Origin of the sequence: Actinopolymorpha sp. B11F2 (genome assembly GCF_040195635.1) — a bacterium.
Taxonomy (GTDB): Bacteria; Actinomycetota; Actinomycetes; order Propionibacteriales; family Actinopolymorphaceae; genus Thermasporomyces.
Genome location: NZ_JBEFTX010000002.1, coordinates 42,319 through 64,616 on the forward strand (window position 1 = coordinate 42,319; position 22,298 = coordinate 64,616).

At 66.1% G+C, this 22,298-nt stretch carries 19 protein-coding genes; 9 read left to right on the top strand and 10 right to left on the bottom strand.

Translation table 11 applies throughout. The features are described from left to right. Window positions 1-55 precede the first annotated feature (55 nt). From ABN034_RS04095 to ABN034_RS34260, 5 genes are all read right to left on the bottom strand, one after another. Window positions 56-964, bottom strand: coding sequence for a carbohydrate ABC transporter permease (locus ABN034_RS04095; protein ID WP_349689624.1), 909 nt, complete (start codon window positions 962-964; stop codon window positions 56-58). Beyond that, complete coding sequence (locus ABN034_RS04100) at window positions 961-1,917, bottom strand: carbohydrate ABC transporter permease (RefSeq protein WP_349689625.1); 957 nt, start codon at window positions 1,915-1,917, stop codon at window positions 961-963. The genes ABN034_RS04095 and ABN034_RS04100 overlap by 4 nt, the downstream gene beginning before the upstream one ends. Next, on the bottom strand, window positions 1,914-3,290 hold the full coding sequence (locus ABN034_RS04105) for an ABC transporter substrate-binding protein (RefSeq protein WP_349689626.1): 1,377 nt from the start codon (window positions 3,288-3,290) through the stop codon (window positions 1,914-1,916). Before ABN034_RS04105 ends, ABN034_RS04100 begins: the two co-directional genes overlap by 4 nt. Window positions 3,291-3,910: 620 nt before the next feature. Continuing rightward, on the bottom strand, window positions 3,911-4,864 hold the full coding sequence (locus ABN034_RS04110; RefSeq protein WP_349689627.1) for an anti-sigma factor RsbA family regulatory protein: 954 nt from the start codon (window positions 4,862-4,864) through the stop codon (window positions 3,911-3,913). Next, the gene (locus tag ABN034_RS34260) at window positions 4,861-5,184 is read right to left on the bottom strand and encodes an STAS domain-containing protein (RefSeq protein WP_502878963.1); all 324 of its coding nucleotides are present in this window, start codon (window positions 5,182-5,184) and stop codon (window positions 4,861-4,863) included. Before ABN034_RS34260 ends, ABN034_RS04110 begins: the two co-directional genes overlap by 4 nt. Before the next feature lie 363 nt (window positions 5,185-5,547). Between ABN034_RS34260 and ABN034_RS04115 the strand changes: the two genes are divergently transcribed. The 4 genes from ABN034_RS04115 (at window position 5,548) to ABN034_RS04130 (ending at window position 8,527) form a co-directional block, all read left to right on the top strand. Continuing rightward, entirely contained in the window at window positions 5,548-5,817 is a 270-nt protein-coding gene (locus ABN034_RS04115; RefSeq protein ID WP_349325614.1) for a GlsB/YeaQ/YmgE family stress response membrane protein, read from the top strand. Window positions 5,818-5,832: 15 nt separating this feature from the next. Beyond that, a complete protein-coding gene (locus ABN034_RS04120; RefSeq protein ID WP_349689628.1) occupies window positions 5,833-6,660 on the top strand; it encodes a DUF1206 domain-containing protein in 828 nt (275 codons plus the stop codon). Window positions 6,661-6,888: 228 nt separating this feature from the next. Next, window positions 6,889-7,986: a PP2C family protein-serine/threonine phosphatase gene (locus ABN034_RS04125; RefSeq protein WP_349689629.1), complete on the top strand. Its 1,098-nt coding sequence runs from the start codon at window positions 6,889-6,891 to the stop codon at window positions 7,984-7,986. Window positions 7,987-8,128: 142 nt separating this feature from the next. Further along, window positions 8,129-8,527, top strand: coding sequence for an ATP-binding protein (locus tag ABN034_RS04130; RefSeq protein ID WP_349689630.1), 399 nt, complete (start codon window positions 8,129-8,131; stop codon window positions 8,525-8,527). Between the two features lie 86 nt (window positions 8,528-8,613). Here the strand turns inward: ABN034_RS04130 and ABN034_RS04135 are convergent, their stop codons facing one another. Further along, entirely contained in the window at window positions 8,614-10,437 is a 1,824-nt protein-coding gene (locus ABN034_RS04135) for a protein kinase domain-containing protein (protein ID WP_349689631.1), read from the bottom strand. A gap of 446 nt (window positions 10,438-10,883) precedes the next feature. Here ABN034_RS04135 and ABN034_RS04140 point away from each other — a divergent pair, with 446 nt between their 5' ends. Then, a complete protein-coding gene (locus tag ABN034_RS04140) occupies window positions 10,884-11,825 on the top strand; it encodes a phosphatase PAP2 family protein (protein ID WP_349689632.1) in 942 nt (313 codons plus the stop codon). A gap of 210 nt (window positions 11,826-12,035) precedes the next feature. On the opposite strand, the gene ABN034_RS04145 is transcribed toward ABN034_RS04140, so the two are convergent. Both ABN034_RS04145 and ABN034_RS04150 read right to left on the bottom strand, forming a co-directional pair. Further along, window positions 12,036-12,515, bottom strand: a complete 480-nt coding sequence (locus tag ABN034_RS04145) for a pyridoxamine 5'-phosphate oxidase family protein (RefSeq protein ID WP_349689633.1) — start codon at window positions 12,513-12,515, stop codon at window positions 12,036-12,038. A gap of 691 nt (window positions 12,516-13,206) precedes the next feature. Beyond that, on the bottom strand, window positions 13,207-15,096 hold the full coding sequence (locus tag ABN034_RS04150) for a CHASE3 domain-containing protein (RefSeq protein WP_349690049.1): 1,890 nt from the start codon (window positions 15,094-15,096) through the stop codon (window positions 13,207-13,209). A 165-nt stretch (window positions 15,097-15,261) separates the two neighbouring features. Here ABN034_RS04150 and ABN034_RS04155 point away from each other — a divergent pair, with 165 nt between their 5' ends. Then, entirely contained in the window at window positions 15,262-15,972 is a 711-nt protein-coding gene (locus ABN034_RS04155) for a response regulator (protein WP_349689634.1), read from the top strand. Here ABN034_RS04155 and ABN034_RS04160 read toward each other — a convergent pair. Further along, window positions 15,969-16,352, bottom strand: coding sequence for a response regulator (locus ABN034_RS04160; protein ID WP_349689635.1), 384 nt, complete (start codon window positions 16,350-16,352; stop codon window positions 15,969-15,971). The genes ABN034_RS04155 and ABN034_RS04160 overlap by 4 nt on opposite strands. 614 nt (window positions 16,353-16,966) lie before the next feature. Between ABN034_RS04160 and ABN034_RS04165 the strand changes: the two genes are divergently transcribed. From ABN034_RS04165 to ABN034_RS04175, 3 genes are all read left to right on the top strand, one after another. Continuing rightward, complete coding sequence (locus tag ABN034_RS04165) at window positions 16,967-17,800, top strand: aldo/keto reductase (protein WP_349689636.1); 834 nt, start codon at window positions 16,967-16,969, stop codon at window positions 17,798-17,800. A gap of 41 nt (window positions 17,801-17,841) precedes the next feature. After that, window positions 17,842-20,112 (top strand): alpha-L-rhamnosidase, encoded by a 2,271-nt coding sequence (locus ABN034_RS04170; protein ID WP_349689637.1) that lies wholly within the window; start codon window positions 17,842-17,844, stop codon window positions 20,110-20,112. Window positions 20,113-20,416: 304 nt separating this feature from the next. Beyond that, window positions 20,417-21,007, top strand: a complete 591-nt coding sequence (locus ABN034_RS04175) for a GNAT family N-acetyltransferase (protein WP_349689638.1) — start codon at window positions 20,417-20,419, stop codon at window positions 21,005-21,007. Here ABN034_RS04175 and ABN034_RS04180 read toward each other — a convergent pair. Beyond that, window positions 20,940-22,235: a methyltransferase gene (locus ABN034_RS04180; protein WP_349689639.1), complete on the bottom strand. Its 1,296-nt coding sequence runs from the start codon at window positions 22,233-22,235 to the stop codon at window positions 20,940-20,942. The genes ABN034_RS04175 and ABN034_RS04180 overlap by 68 nt on opposite strands. Window positions 22,236-22,298 lie beyond the last annotated feature (63 nt).

Consider the following 22,298-nt stretch of genomic DNA (forward strand, 5'->3'; position numbering starts at 1 on the left):
TCCTACGACCAGCCCTCTGGGAGATGGACGGTCTTGGTGGGTGAGTGCGGGTCGGTTACCCCTTGATGCCGGAGTTGGCGACGCCTTCGATGATGTAGCGCTGCAGGACGACGTACAGGATCAACACTGGGATGGAAGCGATGGTCGCGCCGGCCATCACGACTGGGTAGTTCGTCGATTCCGCACCTTGCAGGGTCGCAAGCCCTGGCGCCAGGGTGAGGCGTTCCGGTGAGAACAGCACGAAGATCGGCCAGATGAAGTCGTTCCAGTTGCTGAGGAATGCCAGCACCGTCAGGGTTACCAATGCCGGCTTGGACAACGGCAGGATGATCCGGGTGAAGATGATCCACTGGTTCGCGCCGTCGATCAGCGCTGTCTCCTCCAGCTCACGAGGAATGGACAGGAAGAACTGCCGCAGGAAGAACACGCTGAACGCCCCGGCCGCACCGGGGACCACCAGCGCCCAGATGGTGTCGGTCCACCGGAGGGTGTCGACCAACAGGTAGTTCGGCATCAGGAACACGAAACCGGGCAGGAACAGCGTCGCGATCAGTACCGCGAACAGCAGGTTCTTGCCCCGGAACTGCATCCTCGCCAGTGCGTACGCCGCGAACGACGACACCACGAGCACCAGGACGCAGTGCAGGGTGGCGGCGACGAACGAGTTGAGTGTCCACAGCAGCACCGGATTCTCGCTGTCGAGGAACACGAACCGGTACGCCTGCAAGGTCAGCGCATCAGGGATGAACGTGACCGGGATCGTCCGGGCATCCGCCTCGGTCCGGAACGACGTCAGATACATCCACAGGATCGGGACGACGAAGACCAACGCCAGGATCACGATCGCGACCCAGAACAACGGCCCGTTGCGATCCCTCCGGTACGCCCTGCGGCGTCGCGTCCTGCCGAAGGCCGACCGCGAGTCCGGCGTCGTCGCCTCCGACGTCTCATGGATGGCCGTCACGGTTTCCGCTCCCTCTGCAACAGGAAGTTGGCGATCGCGATCAGGGCGAGGAAGAACGCCAGCACGTACGACATCGCCGACGCGGTGCCCATCTGGAACCGTCGCAGGCCTTCCTCGGTCATCACCATCAACGCCGTCCTGGTGCTGTCACCGGGACCGCCGCCCGTGACCAGGTAGGACTGGCCGAACATGTTCGCACTGGCCAGGATCGTGATCGTGACCACGAACACGAAGATGTTCCGGAGGCCGGGAATGGTGATGTGGCGGAACTTCCCCCAGGCTCCTGCGCCGTCGAGTTCGGCGGCTTCGTAATGCTCGTCAGGGAGCGACTGCAGTCCGGCCAGGTAGATCACGCAGTTGAAGCCGAGGGTCCACCAGACCGTCATCCCCACCAAGGCAACCCAGGCGGCCGGCTGCTCCTGCGTCCAGCCGATCGGTGGCACCCCGAACAGGCCGAGAAAGGCGTTGATCAACCCGAACTGGGTGTCGAGCAGGTAGTTCCACAGCAGGCCGACGATGGCGATCCCCAACACGAACGGCGCGAAGATGATCGCCCGGAAGACGTTGCGTGCGGGAAATTTACGGTTCAGGATCAACGCGACGACCAGCGGGCAGATCACCAGGAACGGGACGCTGATCACGGTGAAGATCGCGGTTGCCCGCATCCCGTTCCAGAAGCTCTCGAAGGTCAACGACCCCGGACTGAACAGGTCTGTGTAGTTCTTCAGCCCGACGAACGGCTTCTGCGGAAGCATGTAGTCCCAGCTGTGCAGACTGATCCACACGCCGAAGAACGCCGGCCCGATGACGAACGTAACCAGCAAGATCACGAACGGCAGGATGAACAGATACGGCGTCACCGGATGGTGGTAGCGGACCTTCCTGGGCGCTGATTGGCCACGCGCGCCCGGACCTACCCCTGTCACCGACCCGGGCGTGGTGGCGGTGCTCATCCGTACTTCTCCATGTTCTGCTGGAGAATTCTGTTGCCCTTCTCCTGCGCCTCACCCAATGCGGTCGCGGTGTCCTTCTGACCGAGCATCGCCGAGCTGACCGCCGGTGCCCAGTCCACCAGGCAGTCGGTGATGCCAGGGATCGGCGGAGTGAAGTTGATGTAGTCCAGTTGCTTGGCGAACTCGACCACCGGACCCTTCTCGTCGAACTTGGGATCCTCGCGGACGTCGTTGCGAGCCGGAACCTGGCCGGCATCGGCCCAGTCGAGTGAGTGCTTGGACAGCCAGTTCAGGAACACCCGGCCCGCCTTCGACCGGTTCTCGTCTGCACCGCCCCGGTTGTCCGGCAACACCATCTGATGCGAGCCGGACCAGACCGCCTCGGTGCCGCCGATGTTCGGCACGATCGCGGCACCCCACTCCAGCTCCTTGACATCATTCAGCGGCGTGACCATCCACGAGCCGTTGAACATGAACAACGACTTGTCGTTCTGGAACGACACCACGTCGCCGTCGGCGGCCGCCTTCGGCGGGCTGTAACCCTCCTTGATCAACATCTTCAGCCACTCGACAGCCTTGACTCCGGCCTCCGACCCGAACTCGACCGCTGAGCCGTCCTTGGCCACCATCTGGCCGCCGAACTGGTACAGCAGGGTCTGGCAGAGGAGCCCGGGAGCACTCAGCGCGGACACCCACATGCCCTGCATACCCTTGGACTTCGCCGCGTCCAGCGCGGAGAGGTACTCCTCCTCGTTGGTCGGCGGCGTCTCCGGATCGAGCCCGACCTGCTCCATCGTCTTCTTGTTGTAGTAGAGCCCGGCACAGTGGATGTCCAGCGGGACGCTCCAGTGCTGGCCGTCGTACTGGCCGGCCTGCCAGGCGATCGGCACGTAGTCGCCCTCGCCGAGCCCGAGCGCGTCATTGACGTCGTCAAGTGGCTGGATCACCCGCCGGGCGGCATTCGTCGGCACCCGGTCGATGTGCATGATCGCGATGTCCGGACCCTTGCCTTGGCTGACCGCCGCCGGCAACTTCTCGTAGTACTGCTCCCACGCGATCGCCTGCTGTTTGATGGTGATCTTGGGGAACTCTTTGGAGAACCTGGCGGTGAGGTCCTTCATGATCGGGCCGTCACCGCCGGTCAGGCCGTGCCAGAAGGCAAGTTCGACTGCCGGACCGTCGTAGCCCTCGGCGCCGCCGTCGCCCTTCGGCGCGGTCTGTCCCGGACGCCCCGAGGATCCCGGACTACATGCAGCGACCAGTCCGACTCCGGCCGCGACCGCACCGCCGAGCAGAGCCCGCCGACCGAGCTGCGACGCCGCCGCGCGTCCAGTCCGATCGGGCTCTGGAGCGACAGAGAATGGACGGTTCATGGACTTCCTCCTCGAAGTCATACCCGATCGGTTGCAGGCCCCGCCCCCGGTGACGCCGAAGCTGTCCGACATGACCGACGGCACTTTTGCATCCTTGTAAAGATTGCGCAAGGGTCCTGCCCACATCCTGTTTCCACCGTTGTAACGGGAAGGCGACGGACCCTGGTTTCGCAGTTGATGGACACATGAGGCGGCCGAGTTCGGGGGTTGGCCTGCGGGAACGCGTGTGGGGCCGGCGATCGGGCGTGTGTCCAACCGTGGAGCGCGCAGCGTTGGGTTGCGTCTGCCCAGCTCAGGCGGGGTCAAGATCGTCCTGGTCCGCCAGTTCGGCTGAGTCGTCTGTAAGAGTTTGTGGCGGCTGGCCTCGGGCTGGCTGGCAGGGTGAGCGCCGGTCACTCGGGGCCCGTTGTGACTCCTGAATCGTCTGACCCCTCGCGGGTGTCATGGCCGGGATCTGTCCAGTGGGTGCCGGCGCCGACCCTGGCTCACGACGATGGCTTGGTCAGGAGCGAGTCCGCCGAGGGATTGCCGGTCCGCCGCGTGGCTCGTTACACGCATGCCTCGTAGTGATTCTCGCCCTGGGCAGCGTCCAGCGGGTGCCCGTATGACCACTGGCCTCTCTAGGCCGCCGATGCGAGGTGCATGTGCAGGCGGATCGTGGTCGTTACTGCGCCTCGGTCGATCTGCACCAGGTGGCAGATCCTGTTGACCAGAACGAGGCCGCGGCCGCTGTCAGCGTCGGTTGCTACGGGGTGCCGTCCGACGAGTGGGTCGGAGATGTGACCTGCGTCCCTGACCTCACACACCACTTCGTCGTGCTCGTGCCAGACACGGAGGATGCCGGGACCGTCGGTGTGGGCGACCGTGTTGGTGGCGACTTCGTTCACCGCCAGCCTGAGGTCTGTGAGCAGATCAGGCCGCAGGTGGGCCCGTCCGGCCACTGCAGCCACGAGGTGTCGGACGCTGTCAAGCGCACCGTCGGAGAAGATAAGTGTCTCGGGTGTAGAAGCTGGCTCCGGCAACGATTTGAGGCATTCACGTGCCAGCGTAGTCGGGTCCGCGTATAGGCAGCTATCCCATCGTGTTCCGCCCTCGGAGCGCAAAGTCGGGTGGCTACGCATCGCATCCCGGATTGCCCTCGAATCCAGGCCGTCCAAATCGTAGGGGCAGATAATTTCGACGGGTCGATGCGCGAACGCGATATTGATCAGTGCCTCATGCTGAACAGCCGTCACGTACTCGTCGTCGGTGCGGCCGGGCCAGATCGGCTCGCCGACGATGGCCACGCGCTGGCCGGTGTGTTCGTCGGCAAATGCATACAGGACCTCTGCGATGATCCGAGTCGGATTTCTGCCCGCCTCCTCCATGTCGACGAATCGCACCCGGGGCCAAGTCGGTCCCAGCTCGGAGCGCAGCAGGTCGATCTTGCGTGGTGCAACCGCGACCAGTACCGCGGAGCCCGAGCTCAAGCCATGTCGAATGAATCGCATGACGCCTGCCAAGAAGCCAGACGTGGCATGGTAGAACATTGCATCGTGGAGAAACGGTTTCGTTTGGCCATTCAGGCTGTTCATGATGAAATCACCCGGATGTTCTTGGGCACTCCGAACATCAAGTTGAGGACTCGCCGAAGTTCGTCCGGCGGACTATGCAACACCAGCCCGTTGTCTGGCCCCAGGCGTGAAGCCAAACGCGCGATCTCCGTCGCACCGGCAACGTCGATGAATGTCACGTCGCCGAGGTGGAGGTGTACGTCGCCCTTGGCTTGACCCAGCGAAGCCAGGCAGCTGCGTAGCTCCTCTATGGCCGACCGGTCGATGTCCCCCGCCAGGTACAACCCGTCCCGAGACGGCACAATTTGCGGTGCTGCCCCCCGCGTCGGCGGAGTCTCCACAAGGCCGAGTATGCGCGCATGCGAAACCGACCACAACCGTGGGGGGAGCCTCGCACGCCCCGCGTGGTGAGCGGTCGTCCCTTTCCGGGTGTGGAGGACGAAAGACTCGACGTAGACGACTGTGAGGTCTGTGGTGTCGTCACGGTGCCACTACATCAGCAGGTCGTTGCTGCTCACCTCGTACCGCAGCACACGCGACAGCGAATAGTTACGGTTTGACTACGCCTTTCGCGGGGGACTTTCGAGCCGTACAACGAATGATCCGGGGTCGGCGCAACGGCGCGTTGACCCCGGTTCGTCGAGTCGAGCCCCACATCGGTCGCTGACCGGCGCCGACCACACCCCAAGACCTTGGGAGCATCGATGGGTATCGTTGCGTTTCTGATCCTCGGCCTGCTCTGCGGCATCATCGCGAAGTTCCTGTTACCAGGCCGCGATCCTGGCGGCCTTCTCGTCACACTCGTGATCGGTGTCATCGGCGCCCTCGTCGGGGGTTTCCTGGCCACCGCCTTGTTGAAGTCCGACCCGATGGACGGGTTCTGGGATGCGTCATCGTGGCTGACCGCGATCGCCGGGTCGGTCCTGGTCCTGCTGGTCTGGCGCGCGGTCCGCGGCCGCCGCGGCCGTCGCTGAGAACGGACGGCTCCGTTGAACACGGCCGCCGAGGCCGAGGACGCCACCAGGCGCGCCGCACGTAGCTCTTCGGTGCGGTTGCTGGGCCGCATCGGAATCATCGCCTACGGGCTCGTCCATCTGCTGATCGCCTTCCTTGCGGTGAAAGTCGCCACCGGCGAGGCCGGCAGCGGCGCCAAGACCGACAAGTCAGGTGCCCTGCAGGCGCTGGCGTCCCAGCCCGGCGGTCCCTTCATCCTCTGGGCCGTCGTGGTCGGCCTGAGCTCGCTGGCTCTCTGGCAGGTCGCCGAGGCCGTCTGGGGCTACCGCGGCACCAGGTCCAGGACGACGCGGATCCGCAAGCGCCTGACAAGCGTCGGCGAAGCGGTGGTGTTCGGCGTCCTTGCCTACACCGCCGGCAAGGTCGCCACGAGCGGCCACAGCTCTTCCGGCGTCGACACGACCGTGACCGCTCAGGTCCTCGCACTTCCGTACGGTCCGCTGCTGGTCGGGACGGTGGGCGCGGCCGTGGTCGTCATCGCGGTCTTCCTCGTCCACCGAGGACTGACGCGGCGCTTCACCGAGGACCTCGACCTGTCCGGCACCGGACCCGTTGCCCGCAAGGTTGCCGTCCGGCTCGGACAGATCGGCTACCCGGCCCTCGGCGTCGCGTACGGCACACTCGGCGGCCTGGTCATCGTCGCAGCCGTTACCCACGATCCCGCCAAGCCCCTCGGTCTTGATGCCGCTCTGCAGACGCTGGCCGGCCAGCCGTACGGACGGGTGCTCCTAGGACTGGTGGCGGCGGGCCTGGCCTGCTTCGGCACCTACTGCCTCTACGACGCCCGCTATCGTCGCGACTGACAGCGAACCTGTCTCGGGTCGCAACGTAGGGTGGCGGCGGGCCCAGGGCGGGCCGCGGGGGCGCCGGCAGTCGGTGGGATGGGAATGAGCCGCAACGGCCCGATTGGTCCGAGCCACCCTCAGGACGGCGTCAGCGCAAACGGTCAACCGGATACGGCGGGAGCTGGCTTTGGCCGTCACTTCGGCGACCTGCTGGTGGAGCTGGATGCTTCTCCTCCTTTCGAGCTCATGGATGTTCTCTTCCATCGTCTCCGCGACACCACAGGTGCCAGCGCAGGCGTCCTACTTCTCGCCGACTACGCGGAAACCACCCTGGAACCCGTTCCTGGGCAGTGGGGTCCGCTGGCAGCCGAGGTCCATCAGGTGGATGGGCCGACCGCGGGCAAGGCGTTCAGGACTCAACGACCCGTGAGCGTCGACGATGGGTCGGGAACGTTGGTGTTCGTCCCGGTCTCCGTTCGGCGGGAACGCCTCGGAGTCCTTGCGGTGAGACTCGATCGTGAACAGACGGACTGCTGGAGTGAGCTGCGGCTGATGGCCCAACTGCTGGGCTATGTCATAGCCGAAGCGCGCCGGTACACGGATCGATTCGAGCGGGTACGCCGGCGTCGGGACCTCCAACTCCCTGCCGAGATCCAGTGGGAGTTGCTTCCTGTACTGGCCTATCAGGATCGAACCCTGTCCATCGCCGGGAACCTCGAGCCTGCCTATGAGATCGGCGGGGACAGCTTCGACTACGCGGTCGACAGGGGTTTCGTCACCACCACCGTCAACGACGCGATGGGCCACGGGCTTCGCGCGGCACTGATGGCGAGCCTCACGGTGTCGACCCAGCGCAACGTCCGCCGGTGCAACGGCGGGATTCGGCAACAGGCCGAAGCGGCCTCAGATCGCCTGGTGGAGCAGTTTGGCGAGGACGCCTTCGTCACCAGCCTCATGGTGCACCTGAACACGGCCACCGGCGAGGCGTCCGCCATCAACGCCGGACATCCGGCAGCTCTCATCCTGCGGAAGGGGGAGGTGGTGCCCCTAGCCCTTCCGCCAGACCCACCGCTTGGAGTCGAGCCTGGTTACGACTACACCCTTCATCGAGTGGACATTCAGCCCGATGACAGGTTGCTCCTGCTCAGCGACGGCATCCTTGATGGAAGAGCAGGGGACAGCTCTGATCATTTCGGCAGCTCGCGAGTCGCCGCCGTCCTCACCGACTCCCAGGCGCACGCCCCGACAGAACTCGTGCGGCAGATCACCTCACGCGTGATGGACTACTGCGACGGCAAGCTGCAGGACGACGCCACGGCCGTGTGCCTGGACTGGTTCGGGTGAACTGTGGGGCTGTCTCCAGAGCGCAGTTGCCCGGTCACGATTGGGGGCTATGACGGCCTGTACCGGACATCTGGGTCGTTGTCGTCCGTCTCCGGGAAGGTGACTCCTCGGTAGCAATCGGGGACGGAAAATGGTGAAGTCCATGGCGGACACAGAGTGGTGGGCCGAGATCGACCTTCCCGCTACAGTTCATTCGCCCGGGGCTGCCCGACGCCTTGTCGAGGAACTCCTGCTCGCCTGGGGGCGGCCCTATCTTGACGATGCGGTGGAAGTTGCGCGCCTGGTCGTTTCTGAACTCGTCACCAACTCAGTTCGGCATGCGAGTGACGGAGGGGTCCTGCATCTCCTCCTCCGCGCGGATCAGAGTGGCGGCGTCTACCTGGCAATCTCCGACGGATCTGCAGTTGCTCCGGCCATGAGGGACTTGACGAGTGATTCCGAGGGTGGCCGAGGCCTGCACATCGTGGACAAGCTCGCCGCTCGGTGGGGGGTCACGACCGATACTGCCGGCGGCAAGTCCATCTGGGTTCAGCTCAGCTGACGGTCATCTGGCACCAAAGGCGTCTGTGGGGTGTCACCGTACGTGCCCACCCGATGCAGTAGCGGCGGCAACCACAAGGAGCGCTGTCAGGGTTCGGATGTGGGTGTCGGTGAGGGACTCGGACTGGGTGTGGGTGTGGGAGTGGCCACGGGCGTCTCTGTCGGCCTCGTAGTGGTTGGGCGCGTGCTTGGCGTCGGCTCTGGAGTCGGTCTCGGCGGAGCGGGGGACGGCGTGGGGGTCGACTTCGGACTGTTCGCCGATGCGCGAGGAGTGGGCGACACCTCCGTGCCAGCCAACAGCATGAGTACCGCGCTTTCCACTCGTGACCTGGTGCCGGCTTGCGGGCGGGTGCTCAGGACCGTTCGCTGGTTGGCAACCGACGATGATGACCTTCCCTCACTGGTCAGGTTTGGCCGGAAGCCGGCCAGCTCCAGCGCGCCGCGAGCGTCCGCCACGGAGTATCCGGTCACGTCTGGTACAGACGACCACCCACTGGCGACGGTGAGCTCGACCTTGGTGCCGGCCAGCACGGTGGCGCCGCCCACCGGCGTAGTATCCAGCACCGTTCGTGCCCTGTCGGATGCGTCCCGTTCGGTGGTCGCGCCGAGCCGTAGCCCAGCTCGGTCCAAGGTGATGCTGGCCTCGTTGAGGGAGAGACCCGCCAGCTGCGGCATTGTCACCTCTGCGGCGCCGGAGGACACCACCAGCCGGACCGTATCCCTCCGCGCGACCAGTGCACCGGCCGGCGGTTCGGAACGAATCACCAGCCCTGACCGCACAGCATGGCTCTCCACAACATGGTGCTCGCCGGTACGCAACCCCCTGGCACGTAAGCGGTGTTTGGCCTCCGCGACCGTCAGACCCGCGAGATCCGGAACGACGACTGAGGCGAGTTCGCCATTCCCGTCCGGCGCCTGTCGATCCAGCGTGGACCACCAGAGTGACCACCCCGAGAGCAGACACAACACCAGGGCGGCGCCTGTCATGGCGAGCACGAGCCGGCTTTGCTGACGCGCGGGAGGATCCTGGGTGTCTGGTAGCAGGTCGGCGGCGAGGGGCCGCGAGTGGTCGTCGACAGGCAGGTCGTGAGCGGCGGCGATGATCGCCGCTCGCATCGCCGCAGCGTCCGGAAAGCGGTCGGCGGGATCCTTGGCGAGTGCCCGTAGGACCGGTGGGTCGAGGGAGCGCGGAACATCCGGATTGATCGCCGAGGGAGATGGCGGCTCCTGGTGGACGTGGGCCCACACGGTGGCGTGCGCCGACTCGCCGGTGAACGGCGACGTTCCGGTGAGCAGTGCGAAGAGCAGGCATCCGACCGAGTACAGATCGCTACGCGCGTCGATCTCGGCACCACGTGCCTGTTCGGGAGAGATGCTGGAAGGCGTACCGAGTACCACCTGGCTGTCGTCAGCTCGTGAACCGGCACCTGTCGTCGAACTGACCGCGGCGGCGATACCGAAGTCGGTCACCTTCACCTGACCAGACACCGTGATCATGACGTTCCCGGGGCTTACGTCGCGGTGGACGATCCCGCTGGCATGGCTGTGCCCGAGCGCGTCCAGGACGTGCGCGGTCACTGTCAAGGCTTCTCGGGGACTCATCGGCCCGCTCGTCTCGAGGATCTCCCGGACCGTTTGACCGTCGACGAGTTCCAACGCCATCCACGGCACATCCTGGTCGATGATTTCCGGATCGCAGACGTCGTAGACAGCCACGATGCCTGGATGGTTCAGCGACGCGGCTGTCCACGCCTCACGTACGAACGCCGAAGCGATCTCCGCGTCGGCAGCGAGGTGTGGGTGAAGCATCTTGACCGCGACGCGACGGCCGAGTCGCAGGTCGTCGGCGAGATGGACGACAGCGCAACCGCCGGTCCCCAGCTGGTCGCGAACGACGTATCGTTCGCCCACCACGAGATCGTCACGAGACGCCGCTTGAACAGCATCCACCCGCCCCTCCCCTTTCGTTGACCCACCGTCCGCCGCCATCCGTTGACGGCACGATCAGCGCGACCGCTCACCCTCGGCCCCTCCCCGCCCGGAGTCCATACCCAGGCTCCACAGCAGACCCACGGACATGACCGGCACCGGCCGCCCGGCGGTTCGGAGGTCCCAGGCCCGAAGCCGCACGACCGGTGATCCGCCCGGCCGGCTGAGTCCGTCCAACAGCAGCGTCCGTTGACTTTCCGCGACGCCTCCCGAGGTCCTAGGGTCGCTCGCGGCCATCCTCCTGGCGCGGTCGCCAGTAGTGAACTGTCGTTGACTGAGGAGAAACCGGGCAGGTATCCAGGCCCGGCGTGCCGGATTGTGCCACGTTTTGTGGGGTATTCCGACGAATGCCCGGGTAACGTGCGCCCATGATGCGTCTTGTGCGTGGGCTGGTTGCCGGCTGGTTGCTGCTGTTGGCGTTTGCGCAGGTCGTCGGGCTGGCGTTGGTCTGGTGGATCTTCATCCGTACGCCCCGTGGCCAGGTGCTTGATGCCAGCGTGTTGCGGGCCAGCACCATTGGTCGGAGCCAGGTCGAGGATCTGGTCAACCTGATACTCAACGCGGTGACGGTCGTTTCGCTGGTCGTGGCGACGGTGGCTATCGGCTTTGTTGCGGTTGCTCGCCGTCGCTATCGGCTCGCGGTGGTGGCCACATTGCTGGTCGTCGGTGCCAATGTCACCAGCCAGGTGTTGAAGCGTTTCTTGATCGAGCGCCCGGATTTCGATATCGCAGGGACCAACATCGGTGCACCGAACAGTATGCCGAGTGGTCATGTGACGGTGGCGGCTGCAATTACCGTTGCGGCTGTGCTGGTGTTGCCGTCGCGGCTGAGCGGTCCGACCGCGGTGGTCGGCGCGGCGTACACGGCGCTGACGGGTATCGCCACGTTGTCGGCTGGCTGGCACAGGCCCAGCGATGCGCTGGCTTCTCTGCTCATCGTGGGGTCGTGGGCGGCCGGGGGTGGCTATCTGCTGGTTGTTGCTCAGAGAAACCAACCGGTCAGCGAACCTGCCGATTCTCATCACCGAACGGTCGCCATCCTGGCTCTGGTGGGTGGCAGTCTGCTTGCTGTTGCGGTGCTCGCCACCGGCCTCACCGACCAGGGTGAACTGACACCGCCGGTCGACCTCGATACCAGCCGACTGCTCGGTGCCTATGTCGCCGGTGCCACCGGCGTCACCGGTGCCACCTTCCTGGTGATGGCCGTGGTCCTGTCCACCGTGCATCGGGTGGTCCCCAAGCTCGATCAACCGAGGCTGATCGACACCATCGCCGAGCACGCACCACTCCAGGTGAAGTCCTCGACCTGAGTGACGCCGCACCGCCCGCAGTTGGATTGCCTTGCAAGCTGTGACCGGAGTCGGCGCCGGACTTGGTCACCGGTCGATCCCGTGAACGACGACGGCTGCTGTGTCAACGCGCGTCGATGAACGGCTCGAGAGCCCAACCGTGCACCAGTGGGGAGCGCGAGCGTTCCAGTGAGGTGGAACACGGCCTGGCCAGCATTCCGGATCATCGGCTCAGCCACGAAATTCCTTACAGTCCCGAAAGGGTCCGGTCGAGGACGCTTCTGGGGCAAGGTCTCGTGGGTAGGAGCGAATGCGTTGGCCGTGGATCAAGCACAGTGGGATGCGGATCAGGCTGGCACCAGGTGGTGCGGCGGTGGTCGGGTACAGGCTCGAGACCCTCGCCAGGTCGGCCACGTCAGTGATCAGCGTGGCTTGGCCCACACCGGAGACGGACCAGCCAGTCTGCGTGTCGATGTCGATGTCGTCGACATGGAACGCCACGACCTGGTTGTGGATGGCAGGTATCCAGGGGGACTCCGCGCTCAGACGAACGACGACGGCGTCGTCGTCCGTGTCGTCAACCCGGAAGAGGACGGGATGGACGGCTGGGAGTGCGTCGGCGATGACGACGAGACGCCCGAGCCGTGCGTGCGAGAGCAGGCGCAGACATTCGTTTCGGCTGAGATTCTGGGCGTGGCCGTTGTCAAACATCTCGCCTCCCGTCATTGCGTACAGATGTCTGCGGAGGTTGCTGCGTGTGGTAGCAGCCACCAGGCTGATGACGCAAAGGAGTCCGTCGCCGCGGGTGAACGCGAGGACGCCAGGTACAGCTGGCAGCCACGGAACTCGGGGGAGGAGAACGCGGGAAGACGCTGCCGCAAGGCCAGGGCTTCGCGGCAAAGGTGCAGCGTACAGGTACCAGTTCTCTGCTGCTGGTCGACTGCGAGTTCGGCGTACCAGGCCGCCGCTGACGGGCGCGGCTGAGCGGCTCGTAGCCGGTGAGATCGTCGCCACCGTCCATCGACGACCCGCTCTTGGGTACGGACACGGAGAACGTCCGGAACGGCGGCCGCAGGCGCAGGTTCTCCGGTCCGTTGCGTGGATCGCCGGCTGCCGTCGTGGTGGAGTGGCGTTCGCCCATTCCGTACCTGTTTCGTCCTGTCGACCTGTACCGCCCGGCTATCAACCTGTTCCGGACTGGTCCCGCATCACCACGATCGGAACGTGTCGAGCGGATGTGAGAAAGCATCCGTCCGGCGGGGCCGCAGCGTCGTCATGGCGAGCCCCCAAACCGTGCGTGCAGGCGGCAGGGGTCTCGGCGTACCAGCTAGCAGGTATGCCGGCGCCAGGCCACAAGCCCCTGACGATCTAGGCCATCCAGGTGCGGTGACGGCTGGTCGGCTCAGTCGCCTTCGACTGGCAGGCTGAGCTCGATCGTCGTGCCCTGACGTGGCGGGCTGGAAATCGTGAGTGTGCCGCCGAGCGCCTCAATCCGGTCGATGAGGCCGACGAGGCCGGAGCCACGCGATGGGTCAGCTCCACCGACCCCGTCGTCGCAGACGGACAGGTGGAGGTGGCCATCCGCGACAGCTCCGGTGATGTGGACCACGGAGGCGTTCGCGTACTTGCTGGCATTCGTCAGCGCCTCTGCCACGACGTAGTACGCAGCTACCTCGACAGCCTGGCGCAGTCGTGTCGTGATGTCGACGTCCAGATCCACCGCGATGGCAGAACGACGAGCCAGCGACCTCAATGCGGGAACCAATCCAGCGTCCGAGAGCAGCGCAGGGTGGATTCCGCGCGCCACCTCCCGCAACTCCTCGATGGTGTCGCCCAGCTCCCGCGTCATGCCCTCCAGCGAGGAACGCAGGTCAGGCTGCCCGGGAAACACGCCGGTCGCCACCGAGCGCAGGTCAAGCATGAGGGAGACCAGGCGCTGTTGGGTTCCGTCATGCAGGTCGCGCTCGATCCGCCGTCGCGCCTGATCGGTGGCCGCGACGACTCGGGCGCGGGACGCCAAGAGGTCGGTCCGGGCCTGGGTGTTGGCGATCGCGATGGCGACCAGGTCGGTGAACTCGGCGAATCGCGTCTCGGTCCCCGGCGCGAACCTGTCTTCGTGCGTCGAGTACGCCGAAAGCACGCCCCACAGCTGGCCAGCCACCACCACCGGTGCGCCCACGGCCGAATGCACATCCATCTCTCGCATCGACCGGGCGATGCTTCCAGGAGCGTCGGTGAAGCTGGTGATGCGAACGCCTTGTCCGGTCTCCAGGGCGAGGGCGGCAACATTCCGGCCCTCGAGACTCAGGCGGCTCCCGACGGGGCTGTTCGGGACGGGGGTACCCCACATGGTGACGACCATCGCTGTCTGGTCGGCTTCGTATCGGAGCAGGCGCGTGCCGTCCGCGCCGAGGACCTCGCCCACCTCTTCGGCAACTGCGGCGAACACAACCTCAGGTGGCTCACCACGGGCGACGAGAGTGGCGAGGCGGCGCAGCACGGTCTGTTCGTCCACTACCCGGCCGAGCTCGTCGCGGTTGCGTTCCAGTGACTCGGCCATCGTGTTGAATGCCCGTTGAAGAGTGCCGACCTCGCCGACACCGCTTGTCGGCGTGCGCGCCGCCAGGTCGCCAGCCGCCAACCGGTTGGCCGTCCCCGCTGTTTGGCGGACCGGCCGGATGAGGGTACGCGACAGGTACATCCCGAACACCACGACGAGGGCGACCGATCCGGCGATTCCGGCTGCGATGGCAACGTTCGTGGCGCGTGCGCTTCGGTTCCAGCTGGCCTCGCCCTGCCTGGCGAGTTCGTCGGCGTTCGTCGACAGCCGGTCGACGTCGGCCCGGATCGCGTCCACGCGACGCTTGCCCTCGGCCGTCGCGGCCGCGTCCAAGGCGCCACCTCCGCCCTGGGTGCCAACGCCGGGGTCGCCTTGTGCGGCCTCGACGAGGGGGACCGAATAGTCCGAGACGTACGACTCTCCAGACCTGACCAGCTGGTCAGCTGTGGCCGCCAGCGGCGTTCCGTCGGTGAGCTGCTCGAGCCGCATGCTCGTCCGTGGCAGCTCGCGACGCGCGGCGTTCCACGGTTGGAGGAACTGCTTGTCGCCGGTGAGGAGGTAGCCGCGCTGTCCCGTCTCCAGATCGACGACGACCCGCTCGAACTCGTGGGCGGCCGCGACCACCTGCAGAGCGTGGCGGGTGAGCCGCCCGGCGTCGGCTCGGTGTTCGGACGCGACCAGAACGACGACGAACGCGGCGGCCACGACCAGGGCGAGCAGCCCGCTCGCCACGGCCAAGCGAGTCCTCAGCCGCCCAGGCATCACGGTGCCCTCCGTGAGCAGGATCCAGGCGATCTGCGCGAAGCCATCCGCAGGCCGGAGGTTACGCTGAACCCGAGATGACCGGAGCGCCACTTGGATACAGCCAAGGCGGAGCCGGCCGGCACGTAGGTCAGCATGGACGTTCCCGAGGGCACCCATCGCCCCAGCCTCGAGAGTGACGAGACACCGTGGGCAAAGAAGGCCCGGGTGATCGTGGCGGACGATGACGTCCTCTTCCGGGAAGGAGTAGTCGGCCTCCTCGACCGGTCCGGTTGGGATGTCGTGGGCCAGGCGGGCGACGCCGACCTACTCGTCGCGCTGGTCCGCGAACTCGTCCCTGACCTGGTCATCATCGACATTCGGATGCCGCCGACCCACAGCGTCGAGGGATTGGAGGCGGCGCGAGAGATCCGCGCGGCGTTTCCGCAGGTCGGAATCCTCGTTCTTTCAGCCTACGTCGAGGTCGAACACGCGATAGAGCTGCTGGCCAGTGGGCGGCCAGTCGGCTACCTCCTCAAAAACCGTGTCACCGACATAACAGAACTCACAGACGCCCTCGAACGGATATGCAAGGGTGGCGCTGTCGTCGATCCGGTCCTCGTACGCGAACTCGTTGTGGCCCAGCGCCGGGCCGATCCACTCGGCGAACTCAGCCTGCGCGAACGCGAGGTCCTCGGCCTGATGGCCGAAGGCCGCTCGAACGCCGGAATCGCCAAGCAACTCTGGGTGACCGAGGGCACGGTGGAAAAGCACATCCAACACATCATGACCAAGCTGGAGCTCCCCGAGACCAGTGACGACCATCGTCGGGTGCTCGCGGTCGTCGCCTTCCTCGAGAACCGTTAGGTCTCATCGACGGCATCGCCAAGGATTCGCCGAATCGCATTCCCGGACAGCACGGATTTGTCCAGGAATCCCAGCGCGGGGCTGTCCTCGACCAGCTCCTCGAAGTCCTTCTCGGGATGACTGGAGATCAGGATGATCTTCGGCGGAGCGTACTTTCGAGACAGCCGAGCGGTCTCAGCCAGGGCGCGGGCGAGCTCGAAGCCGCTCTCCCCACCCAGGTTTATGTCGACCAACGCGACGTCGGGCCAGGACTCCTCTGCCTGGCGAACGGCCTCCGCGTGAGTGGCCGCGACACCGACCACAGCTATGCCCTCGCGCTCGAGAAAGTCCTTGGCAGCCCGGACAAATCGCGCGCTGTCGTCAACCAGAAGGCATCTCATAACACCACGATGGCAACCGGGAGCCGCTCAAGCATCCCCGCTGGCCCGAAGCTTGTCCCGAACCGGTCGAACACGGCCAACTACCCGAAGGACGACATGGGGGAGTGTGGTCTATCGAGCCTCATCCGCAGCATGACGCCTCAGTCCGAGGCTGAAGCGCCGCGCCTGCCCAGGGACCAGGCATCGTCATCTAGCGTCCGCGTAAATGGCTGTGTGCGACGCGACAGGGACTTTGTGTCGCGTCGCACCTTGAATAGTCCTACGACTCACCGTGTCGGCGGTCAGCCGTCGCGGACATCAGTCCCACTGAGGTAACGTTTCCCAGCGCAGAGGTCGGCCCGTCTGCGGCGTCGGCCTCCTCGCAGGTGCAGTACATCAACACCCGTCCCAGCAGGCTCCGACGTCATCGTCGTGTCCCGCCAACGATCCGAACGCGATCTATGGTGCCCTCAAGCAGGCCTGGCAGGGCGGCGCCAAGGTCGTCACCTCCGACTCCAACGCCAAGCCCAGGTGCCGGGACTTGGTTCGCCAACCAGGCTGCTGCGGCAGGCATCGCGAAGTGTCAGGTCAAGACCCATCGCAGACCAAGATCGGCGGTGAGGGGAGGGGGCCGAATGACGGCACTTGTCGGCCGCGTGGCTCTCGGGGTTGCCGGCTTCTCGTTCGCTCCGCGTGACCGGTCGGCTGACCTCGCCACGATCCGATCCGGCATCGATGCGGGGACTGCGATCCTCGACACCGCGCGTGCGTACGCCCACGTCGATGCGCCCTGGTACGGCGAAGAGCTGGCCGCGGAAGCCGCCCGGGGTACGAGCGTCATCGTCGGGACGAAGGGAGGTCATTCGCGAACCGGTGCGACCTCCTGGGACGCGGACATCAGCGAACGTCGGATCCGATCTGATGTCGAGACAAGCCTGCGCGTGTTCGGCGGCGAGTACCTCGATCTCTATTACCTGCACAGAGTCGATCTCGCCGAACAACCCGTAGAGGAAGGCGTCTCAGCTCTCGCATCGCTTCGCGACGAGGGAAAGCTGGCCCGGATCGGACTCTCGAACGTCAGCATCGGCGCGCTCGAGCGGGCTACGGCAGTCGCTCGCATCGACGCCGTACAGAATCACCACAGTTCGATGGGGCGTGAGTCAGCTGACGTGCTTGCTTGGTGCGAAGCCAACGACGTGCCGTTCTTCGCATACTCGCCCGTGCGGTCCTCGGCCGCGGCCCAGGCACCACGTCTCGCGGACATGGCGAACGCGCGTGGTGTCTCACTCCAACGCCTGCAACTACGCGCCCTTCTGGCATCGTCGCCCGTGCTGTCAGTGGTCTCGGGTGCTACCCGACCCGAGACTGTTCTCGACTCGCTGGCGGCAGAGTCCGAGCCATGGGACGACGACCTCGAGGCCGCCTACACAGCGGACCTCGCACTCGCGGTCGCGAGCGCACAGTCGTGAGGGCTGAGCCCGCGCCGCGACCGCCTGGCCGAAAGGTGAACATGTCTGCTTCCTGGTCCGCCGCGATGATCACTCCGTATGCCGATCTTGGTTCGGCTCCGTTGTTCCGCAAGGAGGTTGAGCTCGACGCCGGTCATGGTGGGGTTGAGTCGGCGGTGCTGCATATCAGCAGTCTCGGTGTCTTCGAGGCGGCGATCAATGGCCGCCCGGTCGGTGACGATGTGCTGAGCCCTGGTTGGAGCAGCTATGAGTGGCGGCTGCGTTACCGCTCCTACGACGTCACGACGCAGCTCGAGGAGCGCAGTGTGCTCACGGTTTCTGTGGGTAACGGCTGGTACCGCGGCCGGCTCGGCTTCTCCGGGATGCGCGAGCTGTACGGTGACCGGCTTGGCGTCATCGCTCAGCTGGAGATCGGCTTCGCCGACGGGCACCGGCAGGTGGTTGTGAGCGACGAGTCCTGGACCGCCGTCGGGTCCGATGTCCTGTTTGATGACCTCTATGACGGGCAGATCATCGACGCCCGCCGGCGGGACCCGGACTGGTACACCTTCGGTGCGAAGCAGCAGTGGGGGGTTCTGAACGCGCGCACGCTCGACTTCGAGGTGGCCCGGCTGGTGCCGTACGTCGGTCCGCCGGTGAAGCGGCACGATGTGCTCGCGCCGGTGAGGGTCTGGAGCTCACCATCGGGGCGGACGCTGGTCGACTTCGGCCAGAACCTGGTCGGCTGGCTGCGCTTCACGGTCCGCGGCCCGCGCGGCGCCGAGATCCGGATCCGGCATGCCGAGGTCCTCGAGGACGGTGAGCTCGGGGTGCGGCCGCTGCGGGACGCCCAGGCGACCGACCGGTTCATCCTCAGCGGCGGAGACGACTTCTTCGAGCCCACCAAGACCTTCCACGGGTTCCGGTACGCCGAGATCACCGGCTGGCCTGGGGAGCTGACCGCCGACTCGGTCGAGGCGGTCGTGGTGCATTCCGAGCTGCGGCGTACCGGATTCTTCGAGTGCTCTGAGCCGCTGCTCAACCAGCTGCACCGCAACGTCGTGTGGGGGACCAAGGGCAACTTCCTCGATCTGCCGACCGACTGCCCGCAGCGCAACGAGCGGCTCGGCTGGACTGGCGACATCGCCGCGTTCGCCCCGTCGGCGGCGTACCTGTTCGATGTGGAGGCGTTCCTGTCGGACTGGCTGGTCGACCTGGCCCTGGAGCAGCGCCACCACGAGGGCGTGGTGCCGTTCGTGATCCCGGACGTGCTGAAACTCCTGCCCAGCCCGGCGGAGTTTCCCAAGCCTGACAGCACGGCGGTCTGGAGCGATGCCGCGGTGTGGGTGCCCTGGACGCTCTACCAGGCCTATGGCGATCGCAGCGTGCTGCAGCGGCAGTACGACTCGATGGCCGCGCACGTGCGGCGGGTCGGCACGCTCACGTCGCCGAACGGGTTGTGGGACACGGGCTTCCAGTTCGGCGACTGGCTCGACCCGGACGCCTCGCCGCACGAGCCGTGGAACGCCAAGGCTGACAGGGGCGTGGTCGCCACCGCGTGCCTGTTCCGCTCCGCCCGGATCGTCGCCGAGACCGCGGCGCTGCTGGGGCGTACGGGGGACGCGGCGGAGTTCCAGGCGCTGGCCGACCGGACCCGCACGGCGTTCAACACCCATTACGTCTCGGCCGACGGCATCATCGTCTCGGACTGCACCACGGTCTATACCCTGGCGATCACCTTCGGGTTGCTTGACGAGCAGATCGAGCAGCTCGCGGGCAAGCGGTTGACCGAGCTGGTGGCAGAGAGTGGCTACCGGATCTCGACCGGGTTTGCCGGCACTCCGTTCATCACCGACGCGTTGACGAAGACCGGTCACCTCGACGCCGCCTACGCGCTGCTCATGCAGCGCGAGTGCCCGTCATGGCTGTACCCGGTGACGATGGGCGCCACCACGGTCTGGGAACGCTGGGACTCGATGCTGCCCGACGGCACCATCAACCCCGGTGAGATGACCAGCTTCAACCACTACGCACTCGGCGCGGTCGCGGACTGGATGCACCGGGTGATCGGCGGCATCGCGCCGCTCGAGCCGGGCTACTCGCGGGTGCTGATCGCACCACGACCGGGCGGCGGCCTCACCTGGGCCAAGACCAGTCTCGACACGCCACACGGCCCAATCCGGGTCAGCTGGCGCACCGACGACAGCACACTGACGGTCGAGACCGAACTCCCCGCAGGAGTCACCGGCGTACTCTCACTCGACGGCGAGCCAGACACCGAACTCGGCGCAGGCTCGCACGCCACGCAGGCCCAGCAAACCTCGACGACCTGATCGCCCAACTGGACCCCTGCGGGCACTCGGTGCCTTACAGCAAAGATCCAGGTGTGTGGTCTCCGCGCTCCGAGCGAGAACCTGCAGGATCCGGTCATCGATGATGCCGTCTGCAAGAACTTCGGCCAGGACGAAGAACGCGAGGTTGCTGTCCGCGGCATCAGCTTGACCGACCACCCCGGCCACACCCACGACTGGCTGGCTGAGGTGATCATCGCGACCGGCACCGATCGCTACGACCCAGAGCGCAAAGGACCGCTGCACAGTTCGCGCTCGGATCATCGAGGAGGGCAGGATCGTGGTCATGGTGAACGGCATCACGCTCGCTGCCAAACCGACCTTGTTCGGCGATCTCGTACTGCTGCGGCCGGTCGATGTGGCCGACGTCGATGGCGCGGCCGAGTTGGTCACCGATCCGGAGACGGTCCGGCTCACCGGCACGCATGCGGCGTTGGATCGGGAGCGGCTGGAACGGTGGTACGCGACGCGGAGTGAGCAGGATGACCGCCTCGATCTGGCGGTCGTGGAGCGGGCCACGGAGCAGTATGTCGGCGAGGTAGTCCTGATGCAGCTCGATCAGGACAATCGATCGTGCTCGTTCCGGATCGCGCTGATCGGCGCTCGCGCGGTCGGACGCGGGATGGGCACCGAAGCGACTCGGCTGGTGTTGGCGTACGCCTTCGAGACGGTCGGTGTGCACCGAGTCGGCCTGGAAGTCTTCGCGTTCAACCCCCGAGCCCGGCACGTCTATCAGAAGGTCGGCTTCGTCCACGAGGGAACCAAGCGCCATGCTCTGCGCTGGGACGGAGCCTGGATCGACGCTGACATCATGGCAATCCTGGCTGACGACTGGGCCGCCCATCGAGGCTGGCCAGACGTCGGTGTACGCAACTGAGCCCGACAACTGGCAGTGACAGTTGGCGTTGCGCAAGCACGAGCAGGTTGCGTGGGGTGATCGAGCGATCGCAGAAGTCGCCGACCTGCACGTCGAAACCGGCCTCTTCGAGTCCAACGACGAGATCCATGACGAGCCACAACTCCAATGCGCGGCGAAACGCGTGGCGGACAAGCTCGAGGCGGCGGATCTCGGCACGGCGCTGCTCACCGACGGCGAGCCAATGCGCCCACTGAACTGCGGCCGGCAGGTCTACACCCTCGCGCTGTGCCAGCGCGCGGCAAAAGTCGGTGAAGTCGCCTGACAGCCAGCGCGAAGGCACTGGGCGGAAGGTGCGGGCCGCCTCTCCTTCGAGCTCGTTGCGCAAGGCGATGAACCCCAACTTCCAGGCCTGGTCACGGGCAAGGCGCCGGCGGTCGTGACGCGGAGCCGTCACGGTTTCAGTCACGGCCAGCCGGATGAGGTCGGCGTCAAGAGGCAGCGAGGCGTCGCGGGCGAGCGGACGATAGGCGTCAGCAATCCCGCGGTGGTAGCAGCACGGGGCAATGACGTAGCCGTTGGCGCCAGCGCGTGCCGCACCGCGTACCAGAGCGCGGTGCAGTTCGCCGCAGGCATGCAGGGCGAGTACCGTACGGCCTTTCACGAGGGCATGGGAGTAGTCGTCCAGGGCGTCGGCGCAGAGCACTGTCTGGTCGATGCCGGCGCGCTCGGCGAGCTGGGTGGCGTCGGCGCACAGCTTGGGGTCGATCTCCAGCGATTGCACGGGTACTCGGTCGGCGATTGCGAGCCGCCGCCCCAGGTGCCCCTTCCCGGCGCACCACTCCAGCAGGGGCCCTTGTGCAGGCGGTGTGTGCGCGGCGAAGGCATCGATCTGGTCGCGTTTGCGGCCGCGGATACGTCGGTCGAGGCGAGGGGGCATGGCCGGCAGATCACGGACAGGCAGAGGCGGGAGGTTCACCAGCCGGCCGAGTGTGTCGGCGACCGGAAGCCAGGGTGTGAGCCAGTCGCGGCAGGCGTCGGGGTCGTGGGACAGCCTTTCGACCGTGAGGCTGTCGATGCCGAGCACCGCGTCGGCCAACTCAGGTCGGGCCGCACACCAGTCCGGGCGGCGCACGTGGAACGGCGAGGGGTGCCAGTACGCCTGATGGGCCTCGAGCGCCGCCTGCAACTCGCCAAGACGACGGCGGTGCGCACGGCCAACTGCCGGCTGAGAAAACGAGCGCAGCATCCCACACACCCCTCGATCGGGTAGTGGGCAGCTGCGAGCAACTGCCATCTCGACGGCGGAACG